The organism is Paenibacillus terrae HPL-003, from assembly GCF_000235585.1.
Classification (GTDB): Bacteria; Bacillota; Bacilli; order Paenibacillales; family Paenibacillaceae; genus Paenibacillus; species Paenibacillus terrae_B.
The window spans coordinates 1513308-1538475 of record NC_016641.1; the positions used below are offsets into that span (position 1 = coordinate 1513308).

The window sequence follows — 25168 nt, forward strand, 5'->3', positions numbered from 1 at the left end:
TAACGTCAGCAGGTATACGATTATTCGTTATCGGGCGTGGCCGGACTGGCCGTGGGCATCAAGCCTTTAACGGCGCCAAAAAACGGGCGAATGGACTTGATCATGCCGTAGCCCATCTTTACGACCGGGACAAATTTCTGGATCATGCCGAACAGCCGCAAGCCGCCGCCGAGCATACCGCCAAGCCCTCCTGCGCCCGCAGTGGCGCCGCCCAGGCCGCCTAACAGCGAGCCCATCATCGGCAGGAATGCAGACACCTTGGCGTCCGGCTTGCGGGAGCGCGAACGGCCAGACGGCTTACGCGCGCCGCTTTTCCGGTTGCCGAGACGGACGCCCGGGGCATGCGCACCAGCTCTGCGCTTGAGAGATCGGGAGTCTTGCTTCCCGGAAGAAGCGCGTGGGGAGACTCCAGCGCTGGCAAGTACCAACCCGCCGTGATTAACGTCTGTGATGTAGCCGACGTAGGTCTCTCCGCTGTGCAGGGTGACGTAGACCGGATGGCCCTGAAACTTCTTAGCCCGTGCACGCATCTCTTTCGATTGTGCCATGGAAGTTCACCTCGCTCACTGATTATAACTCAGTTTACGCCAGGGGCGGGCTGCCTGCTTGTGCGAATGGGGCATGCGCACGCCAAAAATCGCTTGATGGGCTCGTCGTCATCGGGGCTTTAGCCTGATAACAGCACCTTATCCAGACATACAATGCAATATTGAATTGTCAACAGAAAACTGGACAACTATTATGAGGGAATCTTTCTGGCCTACACCGGCACGAGGTATCCCAGTGTACCATGGATACGCTGATGTTCGAACCGTTGCCATTATCACTAGTTGCCAAGCTAACTGCTTTCTACTCTCAGATGTAGATATCTGACTATTCAATCCACAAATTACGATTTACATAATATGAAAATTATGGTACCATACATTTGTATGCGCTTACATTAATAGCTGAGCATTGCTTTGATTCTTGAGCATAGGTGCTGCGGGTAGGAGGAGGGGAAGGTCACTCAGTTTTGAAAGGGATTACAAATTGATAGTAGCAAGGAGAATAGCTTCTGAGAGAGTAACAGAACAGAGTGAATCAGCGTTCACTCCAAACTAGCAAGGCCAATAGAATTCACAAATCAAGGAGAAAAAGTACAATGAAGAAAGCCTTAACTCGCATTTTAAGTCTGGCTTTGGTGACTACGTTGCTGGTGCCGACAATGTCCTATGCTGCATCCGAAACACAAGATCAAGATCAGAGCAATTCTGCTGTCGCAGCTGCCAGCGGATCCGTAATTCCGGCTCCGCGGGGATATGATGCTTACCGCCAAAATATCCCGCACGGGAACGTGCAGCAGATTTCCTATTATTCCACAACAGTAGGCAAGTCTAGGAACGCGATGGTGTATACGCCTCCGGGCTATACACCTTCGAAAACCTATAACGTCCTCTACTTGCTGCATGGTATTGGTGGGGATCAGAATGAATGGCTCAATGGTATGAATCCGAGAAATATCCTCGACAACCTCTACTCCGAGAACAAACTGGAGCCGATGATTGTGGTATTCCCGAACGGCCGCGCAATGAAAGATGATCGTCCGATAGGCGATATTTATGCTCCGGACAAGGTAGCCGCCTTCGAAAGGTTTGAGTTCGATCTGATCAATGACCTTATTCCTTACATCGATTCCCATTATCCGGTGTATAAAGATCGGCAGCATCGCGCGCTGGCCGGCTTGTCGATGGGAGGCGGACAAACGCTGAACTTCGGATTAACCCATCTGGATAAATTCTCTTGGATTGGCGCGTTCTCATCCGCTCCTAATACGAAGTCGGCATCGCAGCTCATCACCAATCCGTCTCAGGTTGCCAGCCAACTGAAACTGCTGTGGCTGTCATGCGGCTCTTCGGACAATTTACTGGGGGTCAGCCAAAATTTCCATAATAGCTTGAACACCATGAATATCCCGCACATGTGGTATCTGGATGTGGGCGGACATGAAGGGAAAGTTTGGAGCAGCGGGCTGTATCAATTTTCGCAACGTATCTTTAAGTAAATAAAACTGTAGCGATTGCGCGCTTCTTACGTAGCATAAAGCCCATGGGGCTGTACAATAAGTCCCTAAAATGAAAGCTGGACAAAAAACGTGAGTTTTCCGTCCAGCTTTTTTGCGTATCTACTTTGCAGGAATCCAAACAGCATCTTACAACTCCCCCTCGAGAAACTTAATGAGGTGCATTTCAAGGCTACGCTAGGAACTCTGTAAAGTTGCATGAATCCGCATAGACCTGGTGCTCCACGTCATAACCGCCTATCAGGCCTTTTTCTTCGGATTTCTTAAATGCGAATGCCCCTACTCCGCTGCTTCCGCCAGCCATGCTTGCATAGCCGGAGACTCCGTCCGATTCAAACGTAAGGCAATTTCGGTATTGATCTCATCCGGCGGCATGACCTCGACATTAACATCATCGAAGCTCTCATCCCTGAAACAACAATAGGGTGAATCGGCATAGGACCATTTGATGAGTTCCGCAATCGTTGATCCCGGCGTGTCACTTTCGTCTCTTGCCTGGCCGCTTCCCTCTTCAAGGCCTCCCATGACCAGGCGGAGATGCTCGGCGCATGTCCCTCTCCAGTAGTAAATAGCGTGCAGTAATAGTAACGTTCGCCATTTTCAAAAAGAGTGCGAAAGGACGTCCTAGCCACACCGGCAATCTCTACCGCTAGCGCCTCTATTTCTTGCGTCGGTTTCATGGCAATCGCCCCTTAGCCCTATAAAATATATATCTTATTTCCACTATAAAGATTATTCGTCCTAAATCTACCTACTTTTTACCTGGATCCTTGTATAGCAGATGGAAATGAAGGCCAATCTAAAACTATCTGTTATGCAAGGAGCTCAGCACATGACGTATGGAGAAATTCTATTTCGTACGGCAACGTCCTTCGTTGCTCTACTCGTTTTGACGCGTCTGCTCGGTAAAAAACAAGTCGGGCATCTAACGTTTTTCAATTATGTAACAGGGATCACCTTCGGCTCCACCACTGCCGAGATTATCGTCAACAGACAAATCACACTGCTGCAAGGAATATCTAGCTTGGTCTTATGGTCGCTCCTGGCGTTCATCATAGCATTGACCGGATTGTACTCCGTCAAAGCTCGTGAGATTCTCGACGGCCAGCCTACGATTCTCATCAAAAAAGGAGAGATTTTGGAAAAGGCATTGGCTAAACAACACCTCAACATCGACGATTTAATCATGTTGCTTCGGAACAAAGATGTCTTCTCACCCAAAGAAGTCGAATTTGCAATTCTGGAACCTGACGGTAAACTCAGTGTGTTGAGAAAAGAAGAACTACTGCCTGCAACAAAAAAAGATATCAAAGCAACCGTTACGCCTATTCAAAGAATCCCGACTGAGCTTATCATTGACGGCAAAATCGTAGAAAAAAATCTTATAAAAATGGATGTCTCCGTTGCCTGGCTCAACCAACAATTAAAGAAAGCCAGCATTCATTCTTTGGATCAAGTATTTTACGCAGAGCTCCAATTGGACGGGACGCTGTATATCGACAAATACCAGGATTCGATCCCATAAAAAGACCCAATAGCGACTACTTGAGTTCAACCCAACCTTCAACAACCTTAGAATTGGCCCCATCCAACCAAAAAAAGCGGAGGGGCTTTTACTTCTGCAAGCATAAGCCCCTTCTTTAGGTACCACATCATCCTATCGCACAAAACTTGCAATTACTTATGATACGGTTCAGCTTAACGCGTTTATCGTCAAGAAACAACAAGCTATTAATTATGTTAATTTTGCCCAATCATTCTCTCTGAATCTCACATAAATTGGAGCATCACATAAGAGGAGTTGATATTGTGGTACGTATCCTTGATAAATCGGCCGTACAGTCGCTTAGTCGCTTTAACCCGGCCAAATCGTTTACTATTCGACGTTCCCCACAAAAATCTGGCATAGCAACGATCGCAATACGGATTCCAGTGAATTCTCAACCGAACCGGGTAGACTTGATAGCATCCGTTGGTGTCAGAGGTGTCAAAGGCATTGGGCAAGTTCGCTTTAGAGTCTTCCGCGGTAATACAGAAATTTTCAACACACAGCAGGGTATCGAATCTACGGGTTCAGAGCAAAATTATATAGTTACCTTCCAAGCTGAAGATAGAAATGTAAAAGCAGGTACTCATTCTTACACAGTCACAGCAGAAAACCGTACTGCAAATACAAGAGTAGATGTTGTAGGACCAATATCATTTAGTGGGTTAGCTGTTAAAACCAGAAACTAACATCGCCTCTTATCATCGATGTCACGCACAAATAGGCAGTTCACGTCCAAAACAACTAATCACTGCTGCAAAAACCAGAGCACCTCAATTAGGAGGTGCTCTGGTTTCCTAAAAGGAATACGATTCTAAATGTACCATCTTCATAACCGTTAACTAGCCCATATTCAGTTTTTCCACATGGGGGAAACATTGCCACATGAAACCCCCATTCAATTTTGACAAATAAAGTGAGAGAGTGGTAGATTCTATTTATACTAATCCTTTAACTTGGGTGGGCCTATGAGAAAAAAACTACAAATTTACATATCGTCTACTTACTACGATCTTATTGAGGAAAGACATACCGCTGTTGAAGCCGTACTTCAAGCCGGTCATATCCCTGCTGGAATCGAGCAATTTTTCAAAGAAAGTCCAATGAAAATTAGGAAGAGATGGATTGACGAGTCCGATGTATATCTCCTGATTCTCGGAGGATTCTATGGTTTAACGCTTCCTGATGAATCCAAAAGCTATATACATTGGGAATATGAGTATGCTGGAGAAGTGGGCAAACCTAGATTTGCTTTTGTTGTCACAGATGAAGCATTAAGACAAAAGCCATACGACTTCGCAGCAATTGAATACTATCAGGAGTTTCAAGAGTTTAAGCAATCGGTCATGGAACAAATCCCTATCTATTATGTTGAAGATGTACGGCACATTAAAATGGTACTTCGTGATCAATTACCGGAGTATGCAGCAAGAGACGATTTGTATGGCTGGGTTTCCGGCAAGGATGTCCCGGACGTTCAGAAGCTGTTGGAAGAGAATGCAAGATTAACGGCGGAGTTGGAGAAAAAGAAATGAAAGGACCATTAAGTCGATGGATCAACAACTGATTCCGATGACGCATGATAAAGATCTTCACTCCACTACACTCGGCAAAACGATTCCAGCCGGTGATCGTAACGGAATGTATCGGTAAAGTGTATGCAGAGGACGAAGTGGATCACAACGACTGGGTTATTAAAGGCGAGCCGCAGACAGAGGTCAACATCGCTTGCCCGGCAACGGTAGAGCTTACTTGTGCAACAACCGTCAATCGTATCCCTGATTTGCTTCAAGCACCTGCTGGGTTCTACACATCGGAAAAGATGGCTCCTTCCCAATACCGCACATATCCTCTTCATTACTACGTAAAATAAATGAAAGTTGGTTTAAAGGCGACGGCTCACAGCTATCGCCTTTTTCCAATTTTCAATAATCGTTATACTTCCCCTTCAAATACCGTGCCCAGTGCGTCCAACATGAGGTTTGTACCGTGTTCTCGTACTTCCGGCGTATCGTGCCCGTCAAAGTACGCTCCTTGCTCCGTAAAAATCAGTTTCGTGCCGCCCTCTACCTCGATAAGCTCGACCGTTGTAATCGAGACTGAAATGCGTGTACTGTCCGAATCCAGGGTATACGTGTAGACAATGCGCTGCTCCGGAACAAGTTCCTGGTAACTGGCGTCGAACGTAAAGATCGGCCCTTCGGGTGGCCCACCGCTGCTGTACTCGCGCCCGCCAACCCGAAATTCGAAGATTTCCGGCTTCGAAAACCACTTGGCTTTGGCAGTCGGGTCAGCCCAGGCTTGGTATACCCGCCCCGGCGAAACAGCATAAGTCCGCTCGACGACGAAGGTCGCATGTTTGACAATTCGTTCGTTCATTCATTTTCCTCCTTAGGTTTCAGCATTACACTCTCCTCGATAAGAACATCTCCCAACAGATCCAAATGTCGCTCCCACATCGTTTGTCGCTCAATGACCGGCTTCTCAAATCCCATTTTCATCGCTTGCAGAAGGCTCGTGAAATCCTCAACCGTTAATTGCGCTTTGCCCTGCATAAGCTTGGATACATATCCGAGCTGCTCCAATAATTTTTGCTGCAATTTGATCTGCTCTTTGATTCGGTTTATCTGCAGGTTAACGATCTCAAGCGGACTGATTTGCCCGCCACTTAAGGCCGACTTAATCTCCTCAAGAGATAGCCCCAGCTCCTTAAGCGATAAAATCTGGTGCAAACGCGACAAATCCGATTCACTGTACAGCCTGTGACCGGATTCAGTCTGGCCTGACGGCGTGAACAACCCAATTTGATCATAAAACCGCAAGGTTCGTACGGTAAGTCCCGTCAGATTGGCGAGGTCCCCGATCTTCCAATATGTCTTCATTAACCATCTCCACTCTTTGGCGCTAGCTTTATACCGGTAGCTTTATTATAAAACCTTACGTCACGTAAGGTGCAAGCATATCGTTAGGCTTTTTCACTATCAGCTTATCCCTTGAGCTTCCCGTATAATCCGAAATATATTAGCTGAGCCCTTCCAAAAACGAAAGGAGCATGCCGCGGCAGCTCCCTGATCGTTTATAGAGTACTTTCATTGAACGACCGCACACGTTAGCTTAGCGCAAGTCGTAACGGTATCTTGTCGTTAAATCTCTCGTCCTACATTCATGACTGTTCTATACATTTTTTCTGCTTCAATTGGACTTTCTTTTGCCGTCATATGGTGCGGAATAACACGGTAAACTTGAACCGGTCCGCCGAACACAGCCGACCTATACTTGTCCACATGCTGCTTCGACAAGGGGCGGTTATAATAGCCAGGTACGTATTTATTGATCATTTCCTGAAGTACATGGGTGGCTTCATCCAAATCTGTGATTGGCTCTGCTTGCCCAAATATCATTACGCTCATATAAGCCGTATCCGTTTTGGCAGGTACCGGGTCCGTGATGGTCCCGTATTCCTCACATACCGTAAAACATACCTCTGGATTTTCACTCATGACATGATTACGCCTTCCATCTCCAGCCCCGTGAAAATAGAGCTTCCCCTCAGCCCACACATAATTAAGCGGTACAACATAGGGCAGGTTCCCATCAACCAACCCAAGATACCCAATTCTCGCCTGATGAAGGAAGCGTTCAATTTTCTCTTGATCCCGGCATTCCCTGATCTTGTAACGAACCGAATTCATTTCAAAATCTCTCCTTTCACTCATAACACATTCATCCCACTCCAAACCCCGATACTCTTCTAGAGTGCAGCTACGACCATATTGCAAATACCAGCGTTATTACGGTAGTATATCAGCGAATGGATTGCGTTAAAACATCCAAACATCTAGGTTATGAGCAATCCATAATGAGTATTTATAATTGGAGCTTCTATTTGGAGGTGTGTACGATGATGAAAGTAAATCGTCATGACAAGAGACCGATCTGGCAGCAATTGCTTGATCAAGCGATTCATAATATTACTAGCGGGATCTGGGCGCCAGGGGAATTGCTGATTCCTTCCCGCGAACTTGCTCATATGGTAGGTGTCTCTCGTTCAACGATACAAATCGTCTATGAGGAATTGCTAAGTCGAGGCTATACGGTTACATCTCGCCGAGGAGGGACGCGGGTTAGTAAATGGCACCAAGTCACTGAATCAACGAAGGAAATAATAGCAGATGGCCCCATTCGCCCCTCACTTCCTTTGTTGAACTCGGCTGTCGATCAATTACACGACTGGTTCGGAGGCCAAGAACAGCCAGAAGTGGATATTGATTTTAGTCCCCATGAACCCTATTTAGATGGACAATTTCAAAAGAACTGGCGACAATCGCTTCTGCACGCATCCGCTGCAATGGATTTATCCAACTGGGCTTACGGTAATCCCTATGGTTTTACACCATTACGTGAGCAAATTCAGCGTTATTTATCACTTGAACGAGGCATCCATATCCAAACCAATCAGATTCTGTTGACCTCAGGAGCTCAGCATAGTATTGACTTAATCGCACAATCGCTTTTAGCTGACGGGGACACTGTCTCTGTAGAAGATCCCGGTTTTCCAGCTGCCTGGATGGCGATGAAATATCGGCGTATGAATGTGGTGCCCGTTCCCGTGGATCAGTATGGTCTAGTGGTTGAGCATATTCACCCGCAATCCAAACTGATCTTTACGACCCCTTCGCACCAGTGCGCGGTCGGGGTCGTTATGTCGGAGCCGCGTAGGCAACAATTGCTACATAAGGCTGCTCAAGAACAATTCTGGATCATCGAGGACGATTATGATAGTGAATTTCGATATCGCGGGGAACCACTTCCAACGCTGTTTAGCCAGGCACCTAATAATACCTTGTACCTCATGAGTTTTTCTAAAATGATTGCTCCAGGCATTCGTATTTCGGCTATCGTTGGCTCTGTGGAGGCCATTGCTCAACTAGCCAGGGTACAGGAGCTGATTTACCGCCATCTTCCGATTATGGATCAGATGACTCTAACCCACTTCATCAAGAATGGGCATTTTATGCGCCATATGAGAAGAGTCAGAAATGTGTACCGACGAAGACACGAAGCCATGACAAAGGCTATAGTGGCTAGCGGTTTGGGAGAGCGTTTCACACTAAGTGGGGTAGAAACGGGATTGCATATGCTCCTTGAAGCTGAAGAGTCATACGACGAAGACACCGTAACAAAGTCAGCTCTTCAAAAGGGAATACGTGTATACCCTCTTCGACCCTATTGTTTGGAAAGCAAACGAAAAGGATGGGTGTTGGGGTTTGCCAAAGTAGATGAAGCATCGATTGAGCTGGGAGTTCATCGTCTTGCGGATTTGATCCTATAGGGTCATCATGTGGGAATTGGTAAATTCGCAGGATTCCATTAAACCGCGATCTAGGGCAGAATGAACTAAGGGCTATGAAAGCCAAAAAACGATAATTAATCCCATCGAATAGAACAGGAGAGATCGCGTTGCAGCTTTCAGATTCCACTTATTCCGAAATTACCGCTCTATGTAAACAAGGCGATGCTTTGGTAAAGGCAGGCGATCTTGATGCGGGCAAGCAAAATTATATTGCCGCCCTCCGTTTATTGCCTGAAAATCATCGAGAATGGGAGGCTGCTACCTGGATATACGTGGCTATTGGGGATGTCCATTTTCGTATGAGGAATTACGATAAGGCCTTCAAGTGCTTTTTTAATGCCGTACAGTGCCCGAAGGGGTTAGGTAATCCGTATATTCATCTTCGGCTGGGGCAGTTATATTATGAACAGGACAGCTTTGAGAAGGCGGCTGACGAGTTAACCCGGGCTTACATGGGCGCCGGTATTGAAATTTTTATGGAAGATGACCCAAAGTATCTTGAGTTTTTGGAGACAAAGATAGAGATTTGAAATTTCAGGCTGTGCAAGAGCTGATTAGGTTATTTTTCTATGCAACGTAAGTGAAATCTCGAAAAGTAGTTTAACCATAGCTCCAAATTGCAACTTCTCGCAATAACGAGCAATTTTCCTTGTGCTTCGATAAGATGCTTCTTTAGCTCCTCATTTCTTTTTAATGAATATAAATTGGAAATAGCCCTATTGAAGTCTTTTGAAAATACCACTCTTGACGTAAGTCAATGCGAGCAACGATCGCTACATTTACAATGGAACCATCGCATAAAACGAGGAGGTTCCTGAATGGCAATCGGATGGAGTAAGCTGGCTCTTCTAGGCGCATGCAAATTTCCTTCATAATCGCCACTTCGGCATACCAATGATAAAACAACAAACCAAGTAAGCAACGCATTCCTTGATTTTCATTTATTCCTGTGTCTTAGCAAATTGGTCACAAAAAAATAGAAGAGAGGCACTAATGCCCTACCTCTCTTCTATAACGAATATAAAACAGCTTGACTCCGTATTTCAACATCGTCATCTAAGCTTTCGGGCGATCACCGCTAACCGGCCGTCTTCGGTTGAGTATTCACACGTAGACAGTACAACAAGCTTGTCGCCATATTGGGCTGTCACGCCCGTATCGTAAAGAGCGAGTTTTTTGATGTTCTGAACATACGAATCGAACTCGGCGGGCGTACTTACATTCTCAATCTGGTAGTATTTAAAAACGTCGTCCGATTTGCGATAAACTTTTGACAGAATAACGGCAACAATCTCATACTCTTCCTTTTCGTAAAGCGTGCTGAACTGGAACATAGCATGCTCTTTATAAAAGCTTTCGTTCTTGTACTTCATTAAATCTTTAAACATCCAGCCGCTTTTCATGTGGTGTCCATGAATCAGCAAAATGTCCGAACCGTTGATCCGGCTATGCTCGTCCAAAAAGGGGAGGCCGCCTTTGTTTTCCTTTTTATCGAAATCATGATTGAGATAGTACCCCGCATCCTGTGGATTCTGCATGACCGGATACTCAATTCGGGTGCCGTCAATCTTCAGCCAGCCGACGATGTCCGAGTTCCTCTCGTAAAGCTCTCGAAATTCGGGAAGTATGACCGGCTCATCCGCCTTATTGAACAAAAGGGAGGGGAATGCATCCCCTCCGCCTTTGTCCGACCCTTTCTCCCAAACTTTTGTCAGCTCTTCGATTTTCTGCTGCTCGGCATAATCCCCCAGAAAGGTTCTCGCAATATTAACGAGTGAAAATACCAACAGAAGGGAGGAAACGGCGATAAGAATTTTTTTAGTTTTGCTCATTTTCTTACCGCCTTCCCGGTCACTGGATGTGCTTTTTCTTCTTGTTACCGAGTAGACAGAACCCGATTGTAATCAAGGACAACAACGCCAAAACCATATAGAAGATTGGTGATACGCTTCTATCCCCTGTATGTGGAACATCGTCCAACTCGTCTCCGACTCTGTTGTTGTCGTCGGTTACGTTGCTGCCATTGTCAGCTCCGCTGTTACCGTTGCCAGTTCCGCTGTTACCATTATCGGTTCCGCTGTTACCATTATCGGTTCCACTGTTGCCGTTGTCGGTTCCACTGTTGCCGTTGTCGGTTCCGCTGTTACCGTTATCGGTTCCGCTGTTACCGTTATCGGTTCCGCTGTTACCGTTATCGGTTCCGCTGATACCGTTATCGGTTCCACTGTTACCGTTATCGGTTCCACTGTTACCGTTATCGGTTCCGCTGTTACCGTTATCGGTTCCACTGTTACCGTTATCGGTTCCGCTGTTACCGTTATCGGTTCCGCTGTTACCGTTGCCGGAGTTGCCGCCGGAGCCGCCACCAGAACTGATCGGCTTCATTGGCACGTTGTATTTTATAATGTCAAAATCAACAGAAATCGTATCACTCCTGTGCGTCTCGTATCCGTCCTTCGTTACGATCAGATAGTAATCCGCTTCAGGAAACACCATGTACGCATAGAAGCCATTTGCATCGCTATCCTGCTCCGGGCTCTCGTTGTTGCGCGGCGGAAAATTCGGAACCGGAGGAAGCGTTACTTTCGTACCCGGAATGCGGCCGTTATCTCTATTCCGCTTCGTATCCGCATAATACAGTGTAACTTTGGCTACGTCAATTTTCTTGCCAGTGACGGCATCTCCTGTCGTTTCATCATAAACCGTACCGTAAGGGTCGACCAATGCTTCGGAAATATTCAGCTCTCCGTTAGCTTTCACGTCCAGTTGCGTCACTTTGAGGAGCAGTTCCTCGCCGGTCTCAGCTTTATAGCGAACTTCCATTGTGTACTTCTGCTCGCTTAGCCCTTCCACAGAGAAAGTTCCGTTCGAAGCCATCGGAAACGCCTTGGGACGACCGTTCTCCTGAATATAATTGCCGTCCTTGTCCTTCAAATAGATATGCATCTGGTTGGTAAACGAATCGTTGAATAGCTCTCTTGTTCCATTCAGCTGCTTGAACAGAATGATCCCTACCGCCGTAATGTCCGCCGGAACGGTCTCGTCCGTCACGCTGCCGTCCACATTTGCTTTTTGCGTGAACTCGACAGGCACATCCTTCCCGCCTACCTGATACCGCTTCGTATATGTGATCGTATAGTCGGTATCCGCTGCGGCTGGGATCGAATATTCACCCTTCTCATTTGTCTCCGTCTGAAGCTTCTTGCCTGTGTTCAGATCGGTCACTGTGATGGGCGCATTCGGAATGACTTCTCCTGTGTTGTTATCACGCAGCACGCCTTCCAGATACGGGCGGGTATTGACAAAGTGTGCTTCGGCCGCTTTTTTCTCCGGAATGGTGCCTGTGCGAACCAGACTTTCAGGATCTGTCACATAGCCGTCTTTCGTATAATCATCCTGGGTCACCTTATACTGGAGATACGTCGGAAGTCCTTGCACAATGAGCGTCTGGCCATCTGTAAGCTCGAAGGTCTCTCCGCTCTTGATCGTGCCCTTGCTGCCATCCGACTTCACATAAGAGTAGGCTGCGTTCGCTCCCTCGCCTGTGAAGGTGACCGTGTACTTGAACGGCTTCTTTTTGTCGTCGTCTTTGCCTTTAACCGTGTTGCTGATTAGCAGGTCGCCCTCCAAGACTCGCACGTTCGTAAACGGGGCATCTTCATCTTTGCCCTCCATGACTCCGGTATAATACCGTTCCTCAGGAATAGTCACGTATCCGTCGGCTGTGTATTCCTTCTGGGTAATTGTGTATTTCAGACCCTTAGGCAGACCCGAAATATCCAGTGTCTCTCCATCCTTGAGCTTGAAGGTATCGCGGGACTTGATCGTACCTGTGCCCCCGCCCGACTTCAAGTAAGAGTAGTTTCCATCCTTGCCTGCATCCTCAAAGATGACAGTGTACTCAAACTCCTTCGTCTTGTCGCCGCCGTTGCCCATGACCGTATTGCTAACGGTCAGCTTGTTAACGGTCCGTTCATTGATGAAATCCGCCTTGTGGTCGCCTTTATCCACGATTGTGCCGGACAGCTCTCTCGTCTCCGGCGTGGTGGTATAACCGTCAACGGTCGTATAATCGCCCTCGGTTACGGTATAGACCAGACCGGCAGGCAATATCGGGAACGTCACAGATTCCCCGTGCTTAAGGGTAATCTTGTCTCCGCTCTTGATCGTGCCAGACGTATTATCCGGCTTCTTATAGGTGTACTTTCCGTCCTTGCCTTCGCCGGTGAAAGTCACGGTGTATTCAAAATCCTTGGAAGAATCGCTGCCGTTTCCTTCAACCTTATTGCTGATAGTCAGCTTTCCTTGCGCCGGCGTAGGTACGACCAGCGGATTATCAGAGGTTACTTTTACGCCATCTACCCAGATGGGCTTCCCGGGCGTATTCCCTACGTACACCTGATAAATTCTTGTAGTCGGCAACCATGTCGTTGTGTCAATATAAGTTTCCTTCAGTTCATAATACCCTGGATCTGGGAATAGCAGATTAAGTTTCCCTCCGCTATCGGTTGTTCCTTTGGCGATTTGAGTTCCGTCGTCCTTCTTATAGAGCGTAAACTCTACGCCTTTTAGCGGATTGCCATTGGGAGCCACCTTTTTCAGGGGCAGCAGGGCATTGGAGCTTGAACTGCCGGCTACGTCTGAATTGTCCAGCGTACTTTCGCTTCTGGCACTGACAGATTTCAGATTGTCATCGCCCTCCAGCTTTACCTCGTTGCCCATTTTGTCTCCGGCTTTCGCTTTAGATGAATCAATCTCTGTTTGGTACACAAACTGGTAAAACTTATTAGGGTCGTTCATCTTGAATTTTAAAACTGTGGTGCCTCCCGCTCCTGGTGCAGCTTCTACCTGAACTTCAGCATTCGGGTCGCTTAGGTCCAGTGCTGCGCCCTCTCGTTCCAGAGCACCGCTGGCAGCCAGTTTAGCAGGATAGACTGCCATACTAGGCGCTGTCAGCACAAGCTTTCCGTTTCCTTCATAGCGCAGATTCATACCTGCACCTAGGGTATCCTGCAGATAAACGCCCTGCTTCATGTTAAATGGCGGAGTATAGTTCACCGTCCATTCCAACACCCCTGGAACCGGCTTAGCTACCGACTTGCCCAAGGTCTGAATAGGTAGGATAATCTTACGTTGTTCAGTGAGAACCTTTTCCTCTCCGCCCCATGTCATATGAAGGTCGGCTTTGTTATACAGCACCTGCTTGTCTGTGCCGTTGGTCGTGTATTCCTCCAAATATCTCCCCAGAGCTGTATTGGAAGGTCTTGCCTTTACCAAAATGACATAAGGACTTTCCAATTTAGAGAAGGTGAAAGTTCCTACGTTTTCATTATGGGAGAAGCTTACCACATGAGCATTAGTGCCTGGTTCAATAATTGTTCTGGCGTCGTTTCGGACACCATACTCGGTGCCTCCACCATTGTCCGAGTAGCCTTTCCAAAGCTCAAAATCTTTGCTCTCAGAAAACGGCACGAATTCCCAGCCTTCAGGCAGTGTATCCACTAGCTTGATGTTGCTGATTACTCGGCTACCACCGTCCTTAGCCATTTCTTCTGTGTTGTATCCTGGCATATTCACCCCTAAGCGGAATGTAACAGTCTTGGTTGTCCTGTCATAGCCAGAAATTGTCCACGCTTCATTGCTGTCGTTTCTAATGTAGTTATTTACGTTGTTTGGATTAACATTTTCAAGTGTACCATCTGCTTTCAATGGCTTCGACGCAAAGAGCATATCCTTGTTCAGCATACGCAGATGAAGATTAACAGCGTTTTCCGCAGCAGTTTTTACGGTTTCGCCGTCAAAGAGCAAGGCCCGATTCCAGCTTGTTTTCCCTGCGTTAATATCCTGTCTGAAGAGGATATCCGGCTTGGTCTCAAGTGAACGGAAGCTGAAGGATGCAGCTTTGTCGGTGTATCCGGTCACCTTGATCAAATCCGCCACGACTTCACCGTTCACTGTCAAAGGGATAACCTTCAAGGTTAAGCTGTTTGCGCTCTTGAGAGTACCTTCGCGATATTGCTTCCAAAGCTGAGCAGTATTAACATTCGCCTTGATTTTCGCAATCGTTTCCGCACTCACCTCGCCTGTTGCATCCACTGCGTTGTCCAAGACGTTCAAATCGCCGCCATGCACTAGCACATCGTATACCGCCGCATTTGGCAGGGCATACTGTGGTGTTAAATTAACGGTCCACGTGATGCCGCCCAGGTTATAGTCCTCCATCGAAACAGAGCCTGTTTTTGTAAAAGTATGCGCACCGATAGTAACGATTGCCTCGTCAGTTACTGCGACAGGTCTTAAACCAGTTGTCACATCATTGTTCTGAATACCGCCTGTTGTGTCCAAATTCCAGTTAGCGCGTGGGTCGATTCTGAAGTTGGAACCGCTTGTTACCTTACTCTTAATCACTAGTTCCACTTTACCGTTAATATCCCCAAAGGAATAAACGCTGTTCGCATCCGGTGCAATTGATTGTACCTCAGATGCAGTGCCATCCACCCACGTCTGCCATGTGGCTGAAGTAAACTCCAACCCTTGAGGTAGTACATTTGTGATGGTAAAGTCCTTTAAACCTTTTTTGTTGTACTGGTTAACAGTGACTTTCCATGTGATTGTTTCATTAGGATTGTCATACGAGGCGCTGGCTTGAATCCAGTCGGGAGCAAAAGAAATTTCCTGACCTGCCTGCACCAACATATTATTGTCCTGTCTCAGTTCCACTTTGCCATTCATATCCCGATAGCTGCGACCAAGATTGCCTGGCGGATTCTGATGCTCGTAATAATAGGCTTCCTTTGGAATCCATGTTTTATATTCAACCTTTGGATCTACACCTGTTCCCTGTGGGAAAGTGTAACTCAGCGATCCGTCTGCCCCAATGTCTGGAGTTACATTCTGGTCATTTACTTTGAATGAATCCTCCATATAAATACCGCGGACATTTCCAAAGCCGGTATTATAAGTTGAGGGATTCGTATAAAATGTCTTCCCGTCTAGCGGCAATTTGATTGTTTTATCAAACTGATCGAATGCAGATACGGTTGACTGCCAAGTAATCGCTCCCTCAACAAATTGTGCCGGTTGAATTCCGCGATAACTATACTGATCCCACCTGATCATTCCCGGCGAGGTCAATGTGATGCTGTATGCGGGTGTGACGTCCGGGTTTTTTAGCTGATAAGCACCACCAAAGATGTTGATCGGCTTTGTATCGCCATAATTCATTCCCGTTACATCTGCATCGGCAGTAGTTTCAAAGCTGAAGACAATACCTCGTCCAACACCATTGAAAAAGTTATCATCACCGTTAAATACAACCCTGATGCTGTTCGGAGTGAAATAAGCGGTACCGAGCTGTTTCATACCTGATTCAGTCTGTGCATTCAGGGTTTTAGTAGCTGTCGGCAACACCACTTCCTTGAAGTAGTCTTCTTTTTTCAGCTCGATCCAGTCACCCTTCTGAATGTATAGGTCGAGATTCGCATTTGTCGGATTAGTGTCATCACCATTCACTGGCACCTTTAGACCTTCCGATTTGAGAGTAAATGGCTGTCTACCCTGAATAATACCGTTTGGATCAATAACAGCATTTCCCTGCGTCACTTTCAGCGGAAAGGTTGGATTAGCTTCCATGAACACCGCCGTTTTGTCCGTCGAGACTGCCGCTATCGCTACGAGATTGGCCGGCATAGCCAACACCGCCTCTGGTACTGGCAACGGTTCGGTCGGCGCAGCGTATACCGCCTCTGGTACCGACGACGGTTCGTCCGCGCTCGGCGAATCGGCTTCGCTAACGGCCGCCGCACCGGAATCGCTTGGCGCGCTATCCGCAAATGCGACAGCAGAGAACGCCACCGTCTGCAAGACAAGCAAAACTGCTAGGCAGAAAGATAGCACAGCTTTGCTCACACTTCGTTTCCTTTTCAAACGAATTTCCCCTTTATTGACATATTTTTTCTATACCGAACTCATCTCCTCGATTTAACCCCTCAAGCGAATAAACATATGCTATTTGCTTGATCCCAACAGCCTTTATATCATCGAAACTCTTGCGGAGTTCCAGATGAACGTGTAAGTGCCGTGGGGTGCTGGCTGTTGATCATGCTTAGTAGCTATCTTCCCCTCTCCTTCGATGGTCTTCGCCACTTACATACTGCAAATGGCAGAATACGCCCAGTCTACACGACGTATTTCAACATTATATTACGAAGGACCTATACAAAATCTAAACAACCGCTCGACTCTTAGGAACTGATTGGCTTGCTGGTAGATGTAGTAGTTCCTTCTTCCTAGTATCTTGTCTGACAATGTTGAAGAATATTTGCTTTTTCAAAACACAATTTTATTGTGATCCTTAAGAAATTAGCTCATGATAACTACATTTTCACCAAAACTTTTTTCATAGTTTAAATCGTAAGACGTGGTCGTTTATCTGAGCAAGAAGAACAAAAAAACTCTAAAACTTAAAGTCTCAGAGGCAATGAATCCCTATTTTCAAGTTAAGTTAACCTTTTTTGTCGAAAGACAGCTAATTAGCGGGGTGAAAAAAATCCATCAGAATGATGAAACTATTTGGGACGCTGATCTGTCTAACATGCATTGCACAATAAACAATGAAAGTCGAGGTATAACCAGCAATGGGGGTGTATCAACTGAACAAAGCAAACGCGTCGTTAACCGAACAACAGTTTAGCGATCGGCTGATGGGATGCAAAGAACGAATGTACCGGATTGCATACTCATACGTCAAGAATCAACAGGATGCGCTTGAGATCGTATCAGAGGCATCGTATAAGGCTTTTCTCTCATATAAGAAACTGGAGAGTCTGGACTATGTAGAAACTTGGATTGCGAGGATTGTCATCAACTGTGCGATTGATCACTTAAGGCGGAAGAAGAAATATACGTATATAGAGGACAGCCAACATTCGCTAACATCCGCAGATTCGAATATAAGTTTGGAAGAAAAGATGGATTTGTACGAGGCCCTTGAAGTTTTGAAGCCTGAGGAAAGGTCCTTTATCATTCTAAAATTTTTTGAAGGCCAGCGATTCAAGGATGTTGCTGAGGTGCTTTCACTTTCAGAAAATACTGTAAAAAGCAGGTTTTATCGCATTCTTAATAAGCTCAAATTACAACTAACGAAGAAAGAAGGTTGAAGCGGATGTATGGTAAAGAAAAATATGATGAAATCGAAATTCCGTCCAGTCTTTCAGAAGTGATTCAGGATGCTCGCAAGCGTGCGCATAAAATGAAACGGAATAGACGAGTGTGGCGCGGTTCTTCTTTGGTTGCGGCCTGCGCGGCTATGGTCATTACAGTTAATGTGCCAACCGTAGCTCTGGCGCTGTCTGATGTACCAATCATCGGGTCTGTCGTGAAAATCTTTCAAATAGGCGGCGGGGGACAATCCACAGATGGGGCAGTCGCAACAACCAAACAGGAAAGCGACTCGTTAAGCATTCATTTCAAGGTCGATGACAATCAGCTTGCGTCTGCTCCAGCCTACACCGTAGAACGACTTGCAGGTCCAGATCGGCTAGTTTTCACCTTTAACGGAGTACGTGAGCTTGATTATGCCAAAATGGAGAAGGATATTCGAGCTCTTAATTATGTGAAAGATGTATATCGTAATATTATTCTGGATGATTCGGCAGTCCGCTTTGTAATTGAGCTTAAGGAGAATGTGGATTATTCCGTATCAGAGTATAAAGATCCTGGCTACATCCACCTTAAGCTGTTCTCTGCTGCAAACCGTTCGCAGCCGCGAGAGTTGTTCTTTGTGCGAAGTGAGGACATGGAAGAGGGGGAAGCACTGGCCATGCTGGCCGAACAGTTTCATGATAAAGGAAGCAGCATGGTTAAAACCCGCACCGGCAAGTTTGCTGTGGTAATGGGCAGCTTTGACAATCTGGCGCAAGCAGAAACGTTGTTACAGCAAATGAAACAGCAAAAAGAAGAGGAGACTGTAAGCCAGCTTTATGTAGATCATTGGATGAGTAATGCTAACCCAAAATAGTAGTTTGATCCCTATCCTACCTATAAAAGACCTACACCCTCAAAACCCGCTGCTCTAGAATGCTTCAAAAAACAGTCGAGGCATACATGGAAAAATTGAATTTTTAAAACCGTTAATCTGAAAATGATCAGCGGTTTTTTTGTTCCCTTCTATTTAGTATGCGATTATAATCCCCATGACAAAATGTTCAGCAAAGTAGATCTTCACGCCATGTGTGGTTTTCCAGGCTCGCGTAACAGGCGAACTCTTCACCTCGATCTGCAGTCGCTGTGGTTCAATGAATCTTCTCAACAGCACATTATTAGATTTACTACTCACGATCATTTCTTAGTTGCCTAGTTTCCTAATAGATCATTCAAGGTTCTAATTCAAGGTGCATCTTGGCTTCTGCCTCATCCCATGGCACCGAGTAACCCGCCCCCTTGGCGCAAAAGATGGAGGAGGATGTATACAGTGGGTCCGCCCCTTTGCGGTAGCCCATCCGCTCTATGACTTCCTCCGTATTATGGCAGCGGTCGTAGCCGCTGAACACGCAACGGATACTGCCTCGTCCATGCGTAAAGGATGCAAATTCGGCACTGTAGTTCATGAAAGCCGACACGGGCACCCTGCCTGTGACCACCGCTTGCGTTCCAGTTGTCTGCGGCGGATTAAAAATACCTGAAGCACGCTGAATATCGGACAGTACCCTGCCCATTTCATCGATAGCGACCTTGATTTTGAAATCGTAATAGGGCTCCAGCAGCACGTTGTCCGCCTTCTCCAGACCCTGCCGTAGTGCTCGAAAGGCAGCCTCACGAAAATCACCGCCATGGGTATGTTCTTTATGCGCGCGCCCCCTCAGCAGCGTAATGTTCACGTCGGTGACTGGCATGCCGGTCAGCAGTCCGTGATGCTCCCGTTCGTAGAGATGATTCCGAATCAGATTCTGATAGCTGACATTCAGATCATCGGCATGACATCTGCTATCGAACATGATGCCGTTGCCCCTTTCTCCCGGTTCAATCAGCAGATGCACTTCCGCATAATGCCTGAGCGGTTCGAAGTGGCCGTACCCTTTCACAGCCGATTGAATCGTTTCCTTATACAAGATTTCCGGTTGTCCAAAAGAGATAGCAAAGCCAAACCGCTCTCTAACAAGCTGCTCCAGCACTTCCAGCTGAATCAATCCCATGACGCGGATAGAAATCTCCTGCAATTTCTCATCCCAAACGACGTTCAGAGACGGCTCCTCCGCCTCCAGCGTGCGAAAAGCACCGAGTACCTTCTGTACATGTATCGAGTTGTCGAATACTACCTTCGATTGTAACGTCGGCTCCGAATCGTAAGCTAACTTGTCTGATATCGCCCCCAGGCCTTGTCCGGCCTCGGCGGCGGACAAGCCGACAACCGCAAACAAATCGCCAGCTTCCACTTGTTCCACCGGCTGCGATTTAAGACCGTTAAACAAGTAGAGCCGCGTAACTTTTTCGTCATATTGAACCCCGCCGCTCTCATAACTAAGCTGTTCTCTCACCTTCAGCCGACCACCCAGCGCCTTAATGAATGTGAGTCTCGCTCCGCCTGCATCGTGCCGAATTTTATAAACCCGCCCCTGGAACGAAGCTTTCTCGTCATAAGTGGTTGTCGTCAGCAGATGCAGCTGATCCAGAAATTCAACGACGCCTGTATCCTGAAGCGCAGAGCCATAAGCACAGGGGAAGAGAAGACCCGCCGCTATCATCCTCTGCAAAGCCTCCAGCCAAAAGCCGGAATCCTCTCTCCCCTCCAGGAATGCTTCCAGCAAGGCTTCGTCCCGCTCCGCCATGGCCTCCCGCAGCGGCTCGCCGACTATGCCGTCAGCGAAGCTCTGTGTAATGCAGCATACTTCCCCCGTCAACTGCTGACGGATATCCGACTCGGTTCTGCCTGCATCCGCGCCGATCCGATCCGTCTTGTTGATAAAGAAGAACGTCGGAATTCGATGCTTGCGCAGCAGCTGCCAGACCGTCTCCGTATGGCCCTGGACACCTTCAACTGCGCTTACAATCAGGATGGCATAATCAATGACCTGAATCGCCCGCTCCATCTCCGGGGAGAAATCGACGTGTCCGGGCGTGTCTATTATGTAATAGCTATCTCCTTTATATTCTATTACCGCCTGATCTGCGAACACCGTAATGCCCCTTGCCCGCTCGATGTCGTGGCTGTCCAGAAACGCATCTTGATGATCCACCCGCCCCCGCGACCGGATACTGTTCGTATGGTACAGCAGCTGTTCCGCAAAAGTTGTCTTACCTGCGTCCACATGGGCGAACAGGCCAATCGTTAGTCGCTTCATAAAATCCCACTTTCAACGCTTCTTGTTAATACTGCTCATTTTATTAAAGCATAGAAATCGGGAGAGTGGGTAGGAGTTGGTTTTGAGAGAGGGTCTTTTTCATGAATTGCGTAGATAAACTTAAGATCATTTTCGCTGCCACGCATGGCCCCTTAACTATTTAAGAGCTGCACATCTTACAGAGCATTTAAATATAGTATACTGTAGTAGTCTTTACTAATTTCCTAGATTCTACAGGTGGCTAACATGACTAATAAACTTATTTTTAAAAAAATAGGCTTTTCTTCACATGACGCACAACAAATAGAGGAAGATTTGCTAACCAACCATCCCATTATCTACATTCTTTATAATCAGCACTCGCTCCAGGCTTATGTTGGCGAAACGGTTCAATTTAAACGGCGCTTAAAAAAACATTTGGGTAATCCCCAGCGCAAGGGCCTTAAGCAAACCATACTTATTGGACATAAGCGATTCCACCAGTCTGCGACCTATAATATTGAGACTAATTTAATTAACTATTTGATCGCAGAAAATCGATACAGGCTTCAGAATGTCAGCCAGACGGTAAAAAGTGAGGTACACAATTACTATCGAAAGCATTACTACAATGAAGGTGTTTTCACAGAAATATGGGAAAAACTCAGAGATGAAGAAATTGTAAAAGAACCTCTTGAAAAATTAAAGAATAGAGATACCTATAAGCTCTCACCCTTTAAAGAATTATCCGATCAGCAGTTTGAGATTAAGAATCAAATCCTTAATTTCTGCATGAAAAATATTCAAAAAACGGAGTCGCAAGTATTAATTATTGAAGGTGAAGCAGGAACCGGAAAAAGCGTGCTAATAAGTTCTCTGTTTAATACTATTCAGGACTATGCCAATGACAGTGACTCTATTCTGTACGGTACAAATAATTACTTATTAGTGAACCATAGCGAGATGCTAAAGACTTATCATAGTCTAGCTAAAAGCCTTCCCAATATTAAAAAGAACAAAGTTATGAAGCCCACAACATTCATTAATGATCAAAAAATAACGTCAGCTAATATTGTCTTAGTAGACGAAGCCCATTTGCTTTTAACTAAGGAAGATCGATATAACAACTTCAAAGGGAATAATCATCTCGAGGAAATTATCAAGAAAAGCAAAATAACGATCGTCATTTTTGACCCGAAACAGGTTCTAAGAATCAAAAGCTACTGGAACAAAAAAATGTTAAAAGAAATTACTGAAAAATATCATTCTAAAACCTTTCGTTTACAAGATCAATTCCGAATGAATGCCAAGCCTGAGTTTGTTAACTGGATTGACAGCTTTGTATCAAAGAAGCTGATTAACATGCCACAAGTAAGTCAAAATACATATGACTTGCAGATTTTCAGCAATGCTCTTGAAATGAAGAAAGCGATTGAGGACAAAAACAAAAAGTTTGGCTTGTCCCGAATAGTTGCGACCTTTGATTATGAGCACAAAAAGGACGGACAGGTATACTACGTTGAGACAGACGGATTGAAAATGCCTTGGAATATTCCAGTTAGCGGCACGACCTGGGCGGAGAAAGAGGATACGATTCATGAAGTAGGTTCTATCTATACCATCCAAGGCTTTGATTTAAATTATGTAGGTGTCATACTAGGTCCTTCAGTCGGGTATGATGAACATACGGACCAAATCCTTATTGATACAACTAAATATAAGGATGTCGGCGCCTTTAACTCACGAAGTGATCTCTCTGCGCAGGAAATACAACAAGCTAAACAAGATATCATTTTAAATTCAATTAATGTGTTGATGAAGCGCGGTATCCATGGACTCTATATTTACGCTACAGACCCTAAACTAAGAAAGAAGCTATTGTCTTTGGTTAAAAGGTAAGGAGCCGATGCACCAGGCAAGACCACTTCCCGAAATATTAGACTAACGTGAAATGCTCCTATAGGTTTAGACTAAAACTTTGTCCTATTTGTCGTACCCTTCGCGCTAGGTTGTAACGACAAGTTTTAGAGCCGTCCAGCACTGGACGGCTCTATCATGGTCATTTTAATTATGCTGAAAGATTAGCGAGAAATACAGCAATATATTGGTCATCAATACGAAAATCATTTCCACGATTAACTAACATACAAAATTGATTGTTTCGTTGCTCAATTAGACCAACACCAGAGAACAAATACCCTTGATGTTCACTGGCCAAATTTTGTAGATCTTGAAAGTAACGACCAAAGTTAACTGCGGCGTTATCAAAGAAATATTCCTCGAAATATATTAGAAAGGAGTTACTACCATCTTGTAGCTGAAGCACTGCTCTTTTGTCGCCCACTTCAACATTTTGAATATAACCTTCTATGCTTCTAGTCCAATTCAAATCATCAACAGTCAAGTTGATTAGGGACCTATTTCTGACAGAGGGTTCTCTCACATTATCCTCTCCACTTGCTAAATCAGCATTTGGACCTGTGGTGGGAACAATGTTCAGAGTAGTATTCTCACCGGAGCCTGGGTCTACTGTAGGTCTTGGCTTTTTCTTGTTGCCCGATTTAGGTTTACCCGTTCCTGCTGCTTCTTTTCTCTTTTTCCTCAAATTATCAAGTACGTTTTTAACATGTTTCTCGCTTAATTCCATAGTAGATGTAGCAACAGATCTTTGTTTGTTTGCTGTAGCCACCCTCTCAAAATAGTCCACGCAATCTTGAGTGTGGTCTTCTTTGGGCCAAGTTTTGAAGTAAGCCCTCACTTTTCCTTTAGGTACATAGGACAGCCTGGCGGTGCACCCTTGATAAGTGCAGTACAAATTATTTTTAACATCAGTGAAATTTTCGTGTTGTTCAATATTAAAAACCGTAACCATCTCTTCGTTTTCATCGGATTTATAAATCGCTTCATAGATAGACATATATCACAATCTTCCTTCCTAAATTTTATATTTTGGGACAGGAAGAAATCCTCTCTATGTACCCCCTTAACTTTTTGCCGATCTTATAAAAACCGTTTCTTATTTCCGAACGAAAGGCGAACATAAAATGAACATTTTATAATGATACTATTTTATTCTTGCCTAATATGACTGAAATCTGTTAGTATAAACTCATCGTGAATGGAAACGGATAGTTATATTAAGTATGTCCTCTCTCAATGTCCCCACATTGAGAGAGCTACCGAACGGACATCGGAAGACTTCTGTCCCATTATTATTGTATATTCTTACTATATACAAAGTCAAAAAAGCTAATGTCGTTATTCAGCGATTTTAGTCTTTTTTTGTCCGAATTTGCCCAAATATCTTATCTATTGCATATGAAATCTCCCTATATCTCGTTAGCACTCTATATTATGGAGTGCTAACGAGGTTCTTTGAATGATTTTCTCCCACCTTACATTAAACAACGGACATTTCTTCCCCAAAACGCCGTGCCGTATTGTCTCTCACCAAAGTCAACAACATCCTAACCCCCTACGTCGATTGCTCGGAATGCTGACTGCTCACCACACCAGCGCCAGGGCTGAAGAGGCTTTCTCTTCATTGACCGGAATAAGACTAAATATTTCGCCTTACTTATGATACGGTTCACTGCGATTGCTTAGTTAGTAAAGCGGATTATTAGTTGGTTGAAATTTAAAGGTCGCACTCAAGAAAGCGCGACCTTTGCTATATGAAAAGCATTGTTTTATGGATAATTTACTAAGCCGCTTTGTATTTTATTCCAACGCCTGATTTACCACTATTTGTAATACGGTTCGGCTCCCCTAAAATCTCTGCTAAATTAATCATTAATGAATATCTCGATTGATTAGTTTAATCACCTCTAAAAGCCCAATTCTTTGTTTTGTTGCTTCATGGTAGAGCATTTATCTTTAACATGGTCAAT

19 protein-coding genes and 1 pseudogene are annotated in these 25168 nt (G+C 45.5%); 10 read left to right on the top strand and 10 right to left on the bottom strand.

All coding sequences use genetic code 11. The features are described 5' to 3' along the window. Positions 1–20: 20 nt before the first annotated feature. Positions 21–548 (bottom strand): hypothetical protein, encoded by a 528-nt coding sequence (locus HPL003_RS06920; RefSeq protein WP_014278927.1) that lies wholly within the window; start codon positions 546–548, stop codon positions 21–23. Between the two features lie 596 nt (positions 549–1144). On the opposite strand from HPL003_RS06920, the gene HPL003_RS06925 reads away from it, so the two are divergent. Then, the gene (locus tag HPL003_RS06925) at positions 1145–2044 is read left to right on the top strand and encodes an alpha/beta hydrolase (protein WP_014278928.1); all 900 of its coding nucleotides are present in this window, start codon (positions 1145–1147) and stop codon (positions 2042–2044) included. A 297-nt stretch (positions 2045–2341) separates the two neighbouring features. On the opposite strand, the gene HPL003_RS29645 is transcribed toward HPL003_RS06925, so the two are convergent. Together HPL003_RS29645 and HPL003_RS29650 are read right to left on the bottom strand one after the other, a co-directional pair. Continuing rightward, positions 2342–2587, bottom strand: coding sequence for a DUF4303 domain-containing protein (locus tag HPL003_RS29645; RefSeq protein ID WP_014278930.1), 246 nt, complete (start codon positions 2585–2587; stop codon positions 2342–2344). Between the two features lie 11 nt (positions 2588–2598). Continuing rightward, a pseudogene (locus HPL003_RS29650) lies at positions 2599–2742 on the bottom strand (DUF4303 domain-containing protein); the annotation flags it as partial. A 152-nt stretch (positions 2743–2894) separates the two neighbouring features. Here HPL003_RS29650 and HPL003_RS06935 point away from each other — a divergent pair. The 4 genes from HPL003_RS06935 to HPL003_RS06950 all read left to right on the top strand — a co-directional run bounded on the left by HPL003_RS06935 (position 2895) and on the right by HPL003_RS06950 (position 5481). Beyond that, the gene (locus tag HPL003_RS06935; protein ID WP_014278931.1) at positions 2895–3587 is read left to right on the top strand and encodes a YetF domain-containing protein; all 693 of its coding nucleotides are present in this window, start codon (positions 2895–2897) and stop codon (positions 3585–3587) included. A gap of 284 nt (positions 3588–3871) precedes the next feature. Further along, on the top strand, positions 3872–4297 hold the full coding sequence (locus HPL003_RS06940) for a hypothetical protein (RefSeq protein ID WP_014278932.1): 426 nt from the start codon (positions 3872–3874) through the stop codon (positions 4295–4297). Positions 4298–4576: 279 nt separating this feature from the next. Next, complete coding sequence (locus tag HPL003_RS06945) at positions 4577–5143, top strand: DUF4062 domain-containing protein (protein WP_014278933.1); 567 nt, start codon at positions 4577–4579, stop codon at positions 5141–5143. Between the two features lie 92 nt (positions 5144–5235). Next, positions 5236–5481: a hypothetical protein gene (locus HPL003_RS06950; protein ID WP_238533454.1), complete on the top strand. Its 246-nt coding sequence runs from the start codon at positions 5236–5238 to the stop codon at positions 5479–5481. Positions 5482–5543: 62 nt separating this feature from the next. Here HPL003_RS06950 and HPL003_RS06955 read toward each other — a convergent pair whose 3' ends face one another. From HPL003_RS06955 to HPL003_RS06965, 3 genes are all read right to left on the bottom strand, one after another. Beyond that, positions 5544–5987, bottom strand: coding sequence for an SRPBCC family protein (locus HPL003_RS06955; protein WP_014278936.1), 444 nt, complete (start codon positions 5985–5987; stop codon positions 5544–5546). Next, positions 5984–6490 carry a MerR family transcriptional regulator gene (locus HPL003_RS06960; RefSeq protein WP_014278937.1) on the bottom strand — a complete coding sequence of 169 codons (507 nt, stop codon included), beginning with the start codon at positions 6488–6490 and terminating at the stop codon, positions 5984–5986. The genes HPL003_RS06955 and HPL003_RS06960 overlap by 4 nt, the downstream gene beginning before the upstream one ends. A 261-nt stretch (positions 6491–6751) precedes the next feature. Then, positions 6752–7300, bottom strand: coding sequence for a pyridoxamine 5'-phosphate oxidase family protein (locus HPL003_RS06965; protein ID WP_014278938.1), 549 nt, complete (start codon positions 7298–7300; stop codon positions 6752–6754). A 209-nt stretch (positions 7301–7509) separates the two neighbouring features. Here HPL003_RS06965 and pdxR point away from each other — a divergent pair, with 209 nt between their 5' ends. Both pdxR and HPL003_RS06975 read left to right on the top strand, forming a co-directional pair. Next, entirely contained in the window at positions 7510–8940 is a 1431-nt protein-coding gene (gene pdxR, locus HPL003_RS06970) for a MocR-like pyridoxine biosynthesis transcription factor PdxR (RefSeq protein ID WP_014278939.1), read from the top strand. Positions 8941–9068: 128 nt separating this feature from the next. Then, positions 9069–9491, top strand: a complete 423-nt coding sequence (locus HPL003_RS06975) for a tetratricopeptide repeat protein (protein WP_014278940.1) — start codon at positions 9069–9071, stop codon at positions 9489–9491. 522 nt (positions 9492–10013) lie between these two features. Here HPL003_RS06975 and HPL003_RS06980 read toward each other — a convergent pair. Together HPL003_RS06980 and HPL003_RS06985 are read right to left on the bottom strand one after the other, a co-directional pair. Then, a complete protein-coding gene (locus tag HPL003_RS06980) occupies positions 10014–10793 on the bottom strand; it encodes a class B sortase (RefSeq protein WP_014278941.1) in 780 nt (259 codons plus the stop codon). 19 nt (positions 10794–10812) lie between these two features. After that, entirely contained in the window at positions 10813–16887 is a 6075-nt protein-coding gene (locus HPL003_RS06985) for a DUF7601 domain-containing protein (RefSeq protein ID WP_014278942.1), read from the bottom strand. Between the two features lie 710 nt (positions 16888–17597). Between HPL003_RS06985 and HPL003_RS06990 the strand changes: the two genes are divergently transcribed. Both HPL003_RS06990 and HPL003_RS06995 read left to right on the top strand, forming a co-directional pair. Continuing rightward, positions 17598–18119: a sigma-70 family RNA polymerase sigma factor gene (locus HPL003_RS06990; RefSeq protein ID WP_014278943.1), complete on the top strand. Its 522-nt coding sequence runs from the start codon at positions 17598–17600 to the stop codon at positions 18117–18119. Positions 18120–18124: 5 nt separating this feature from the next. Further along, positions 18125–18979 carry a hypothetical protein gene (locus HPL003_RS06995; protein ID WP_014278944.1) on the top strand — a complete coding sequence of 285 codons (855 nt, stop codon included), beginning with the start codon at positions 18125–18127 and terminating at the stop codon, positions 18977–18979. A 355-nt stretch (positions 18980–19334) separates the two neighbouring features. On the opposite strand, the gene HPL003_RS07000 is transcribed toward HPL003_RS06995, so the two are convergent. Then, positions 19335–21299 (bottom strand): elongation factor G, encoded by a 1965-nt coding sequence (locus HPL003_RS07000; RefSeq protein ID WP_014278945.1) that lies wholly within the window; start codon positions 21297–21299, stop codon positions 19335–19337. 246 nt (positions 21300–21545) lie between these two features. On the opposite strand from HPL003_RS07000, the gene HPL003_RS07005 reads away from it, so the two are divergent. Then, positions 21546–23177 (top strand): DUF2075 domain-containing protein, encoded by a 1632-nt coding sequence (locus HPL003_RS07005; protein WP_014278946.1) that lies wholly within the window; start codon positions 21546–21548, stop codon positions 23175–23177. A gap of 169 nt (positions 23178–23346) precedes the next feature. Here the strand turns inward: HPL003_RS07005 and HPL003_RS07010 are convergent, their stop codons facing one another. After that, on the bottom strand, positions 23347–24195 hold the full coding sequence (locus HPL003_RS07010; protein ID WP_014278947.1) for a hypothetical protein: 849 nt from the start codon (positions 24193–24195) through the stop codon (positions 23347–23349). Positions 24196–25168 lie beyond the last annotated feature (973 nt).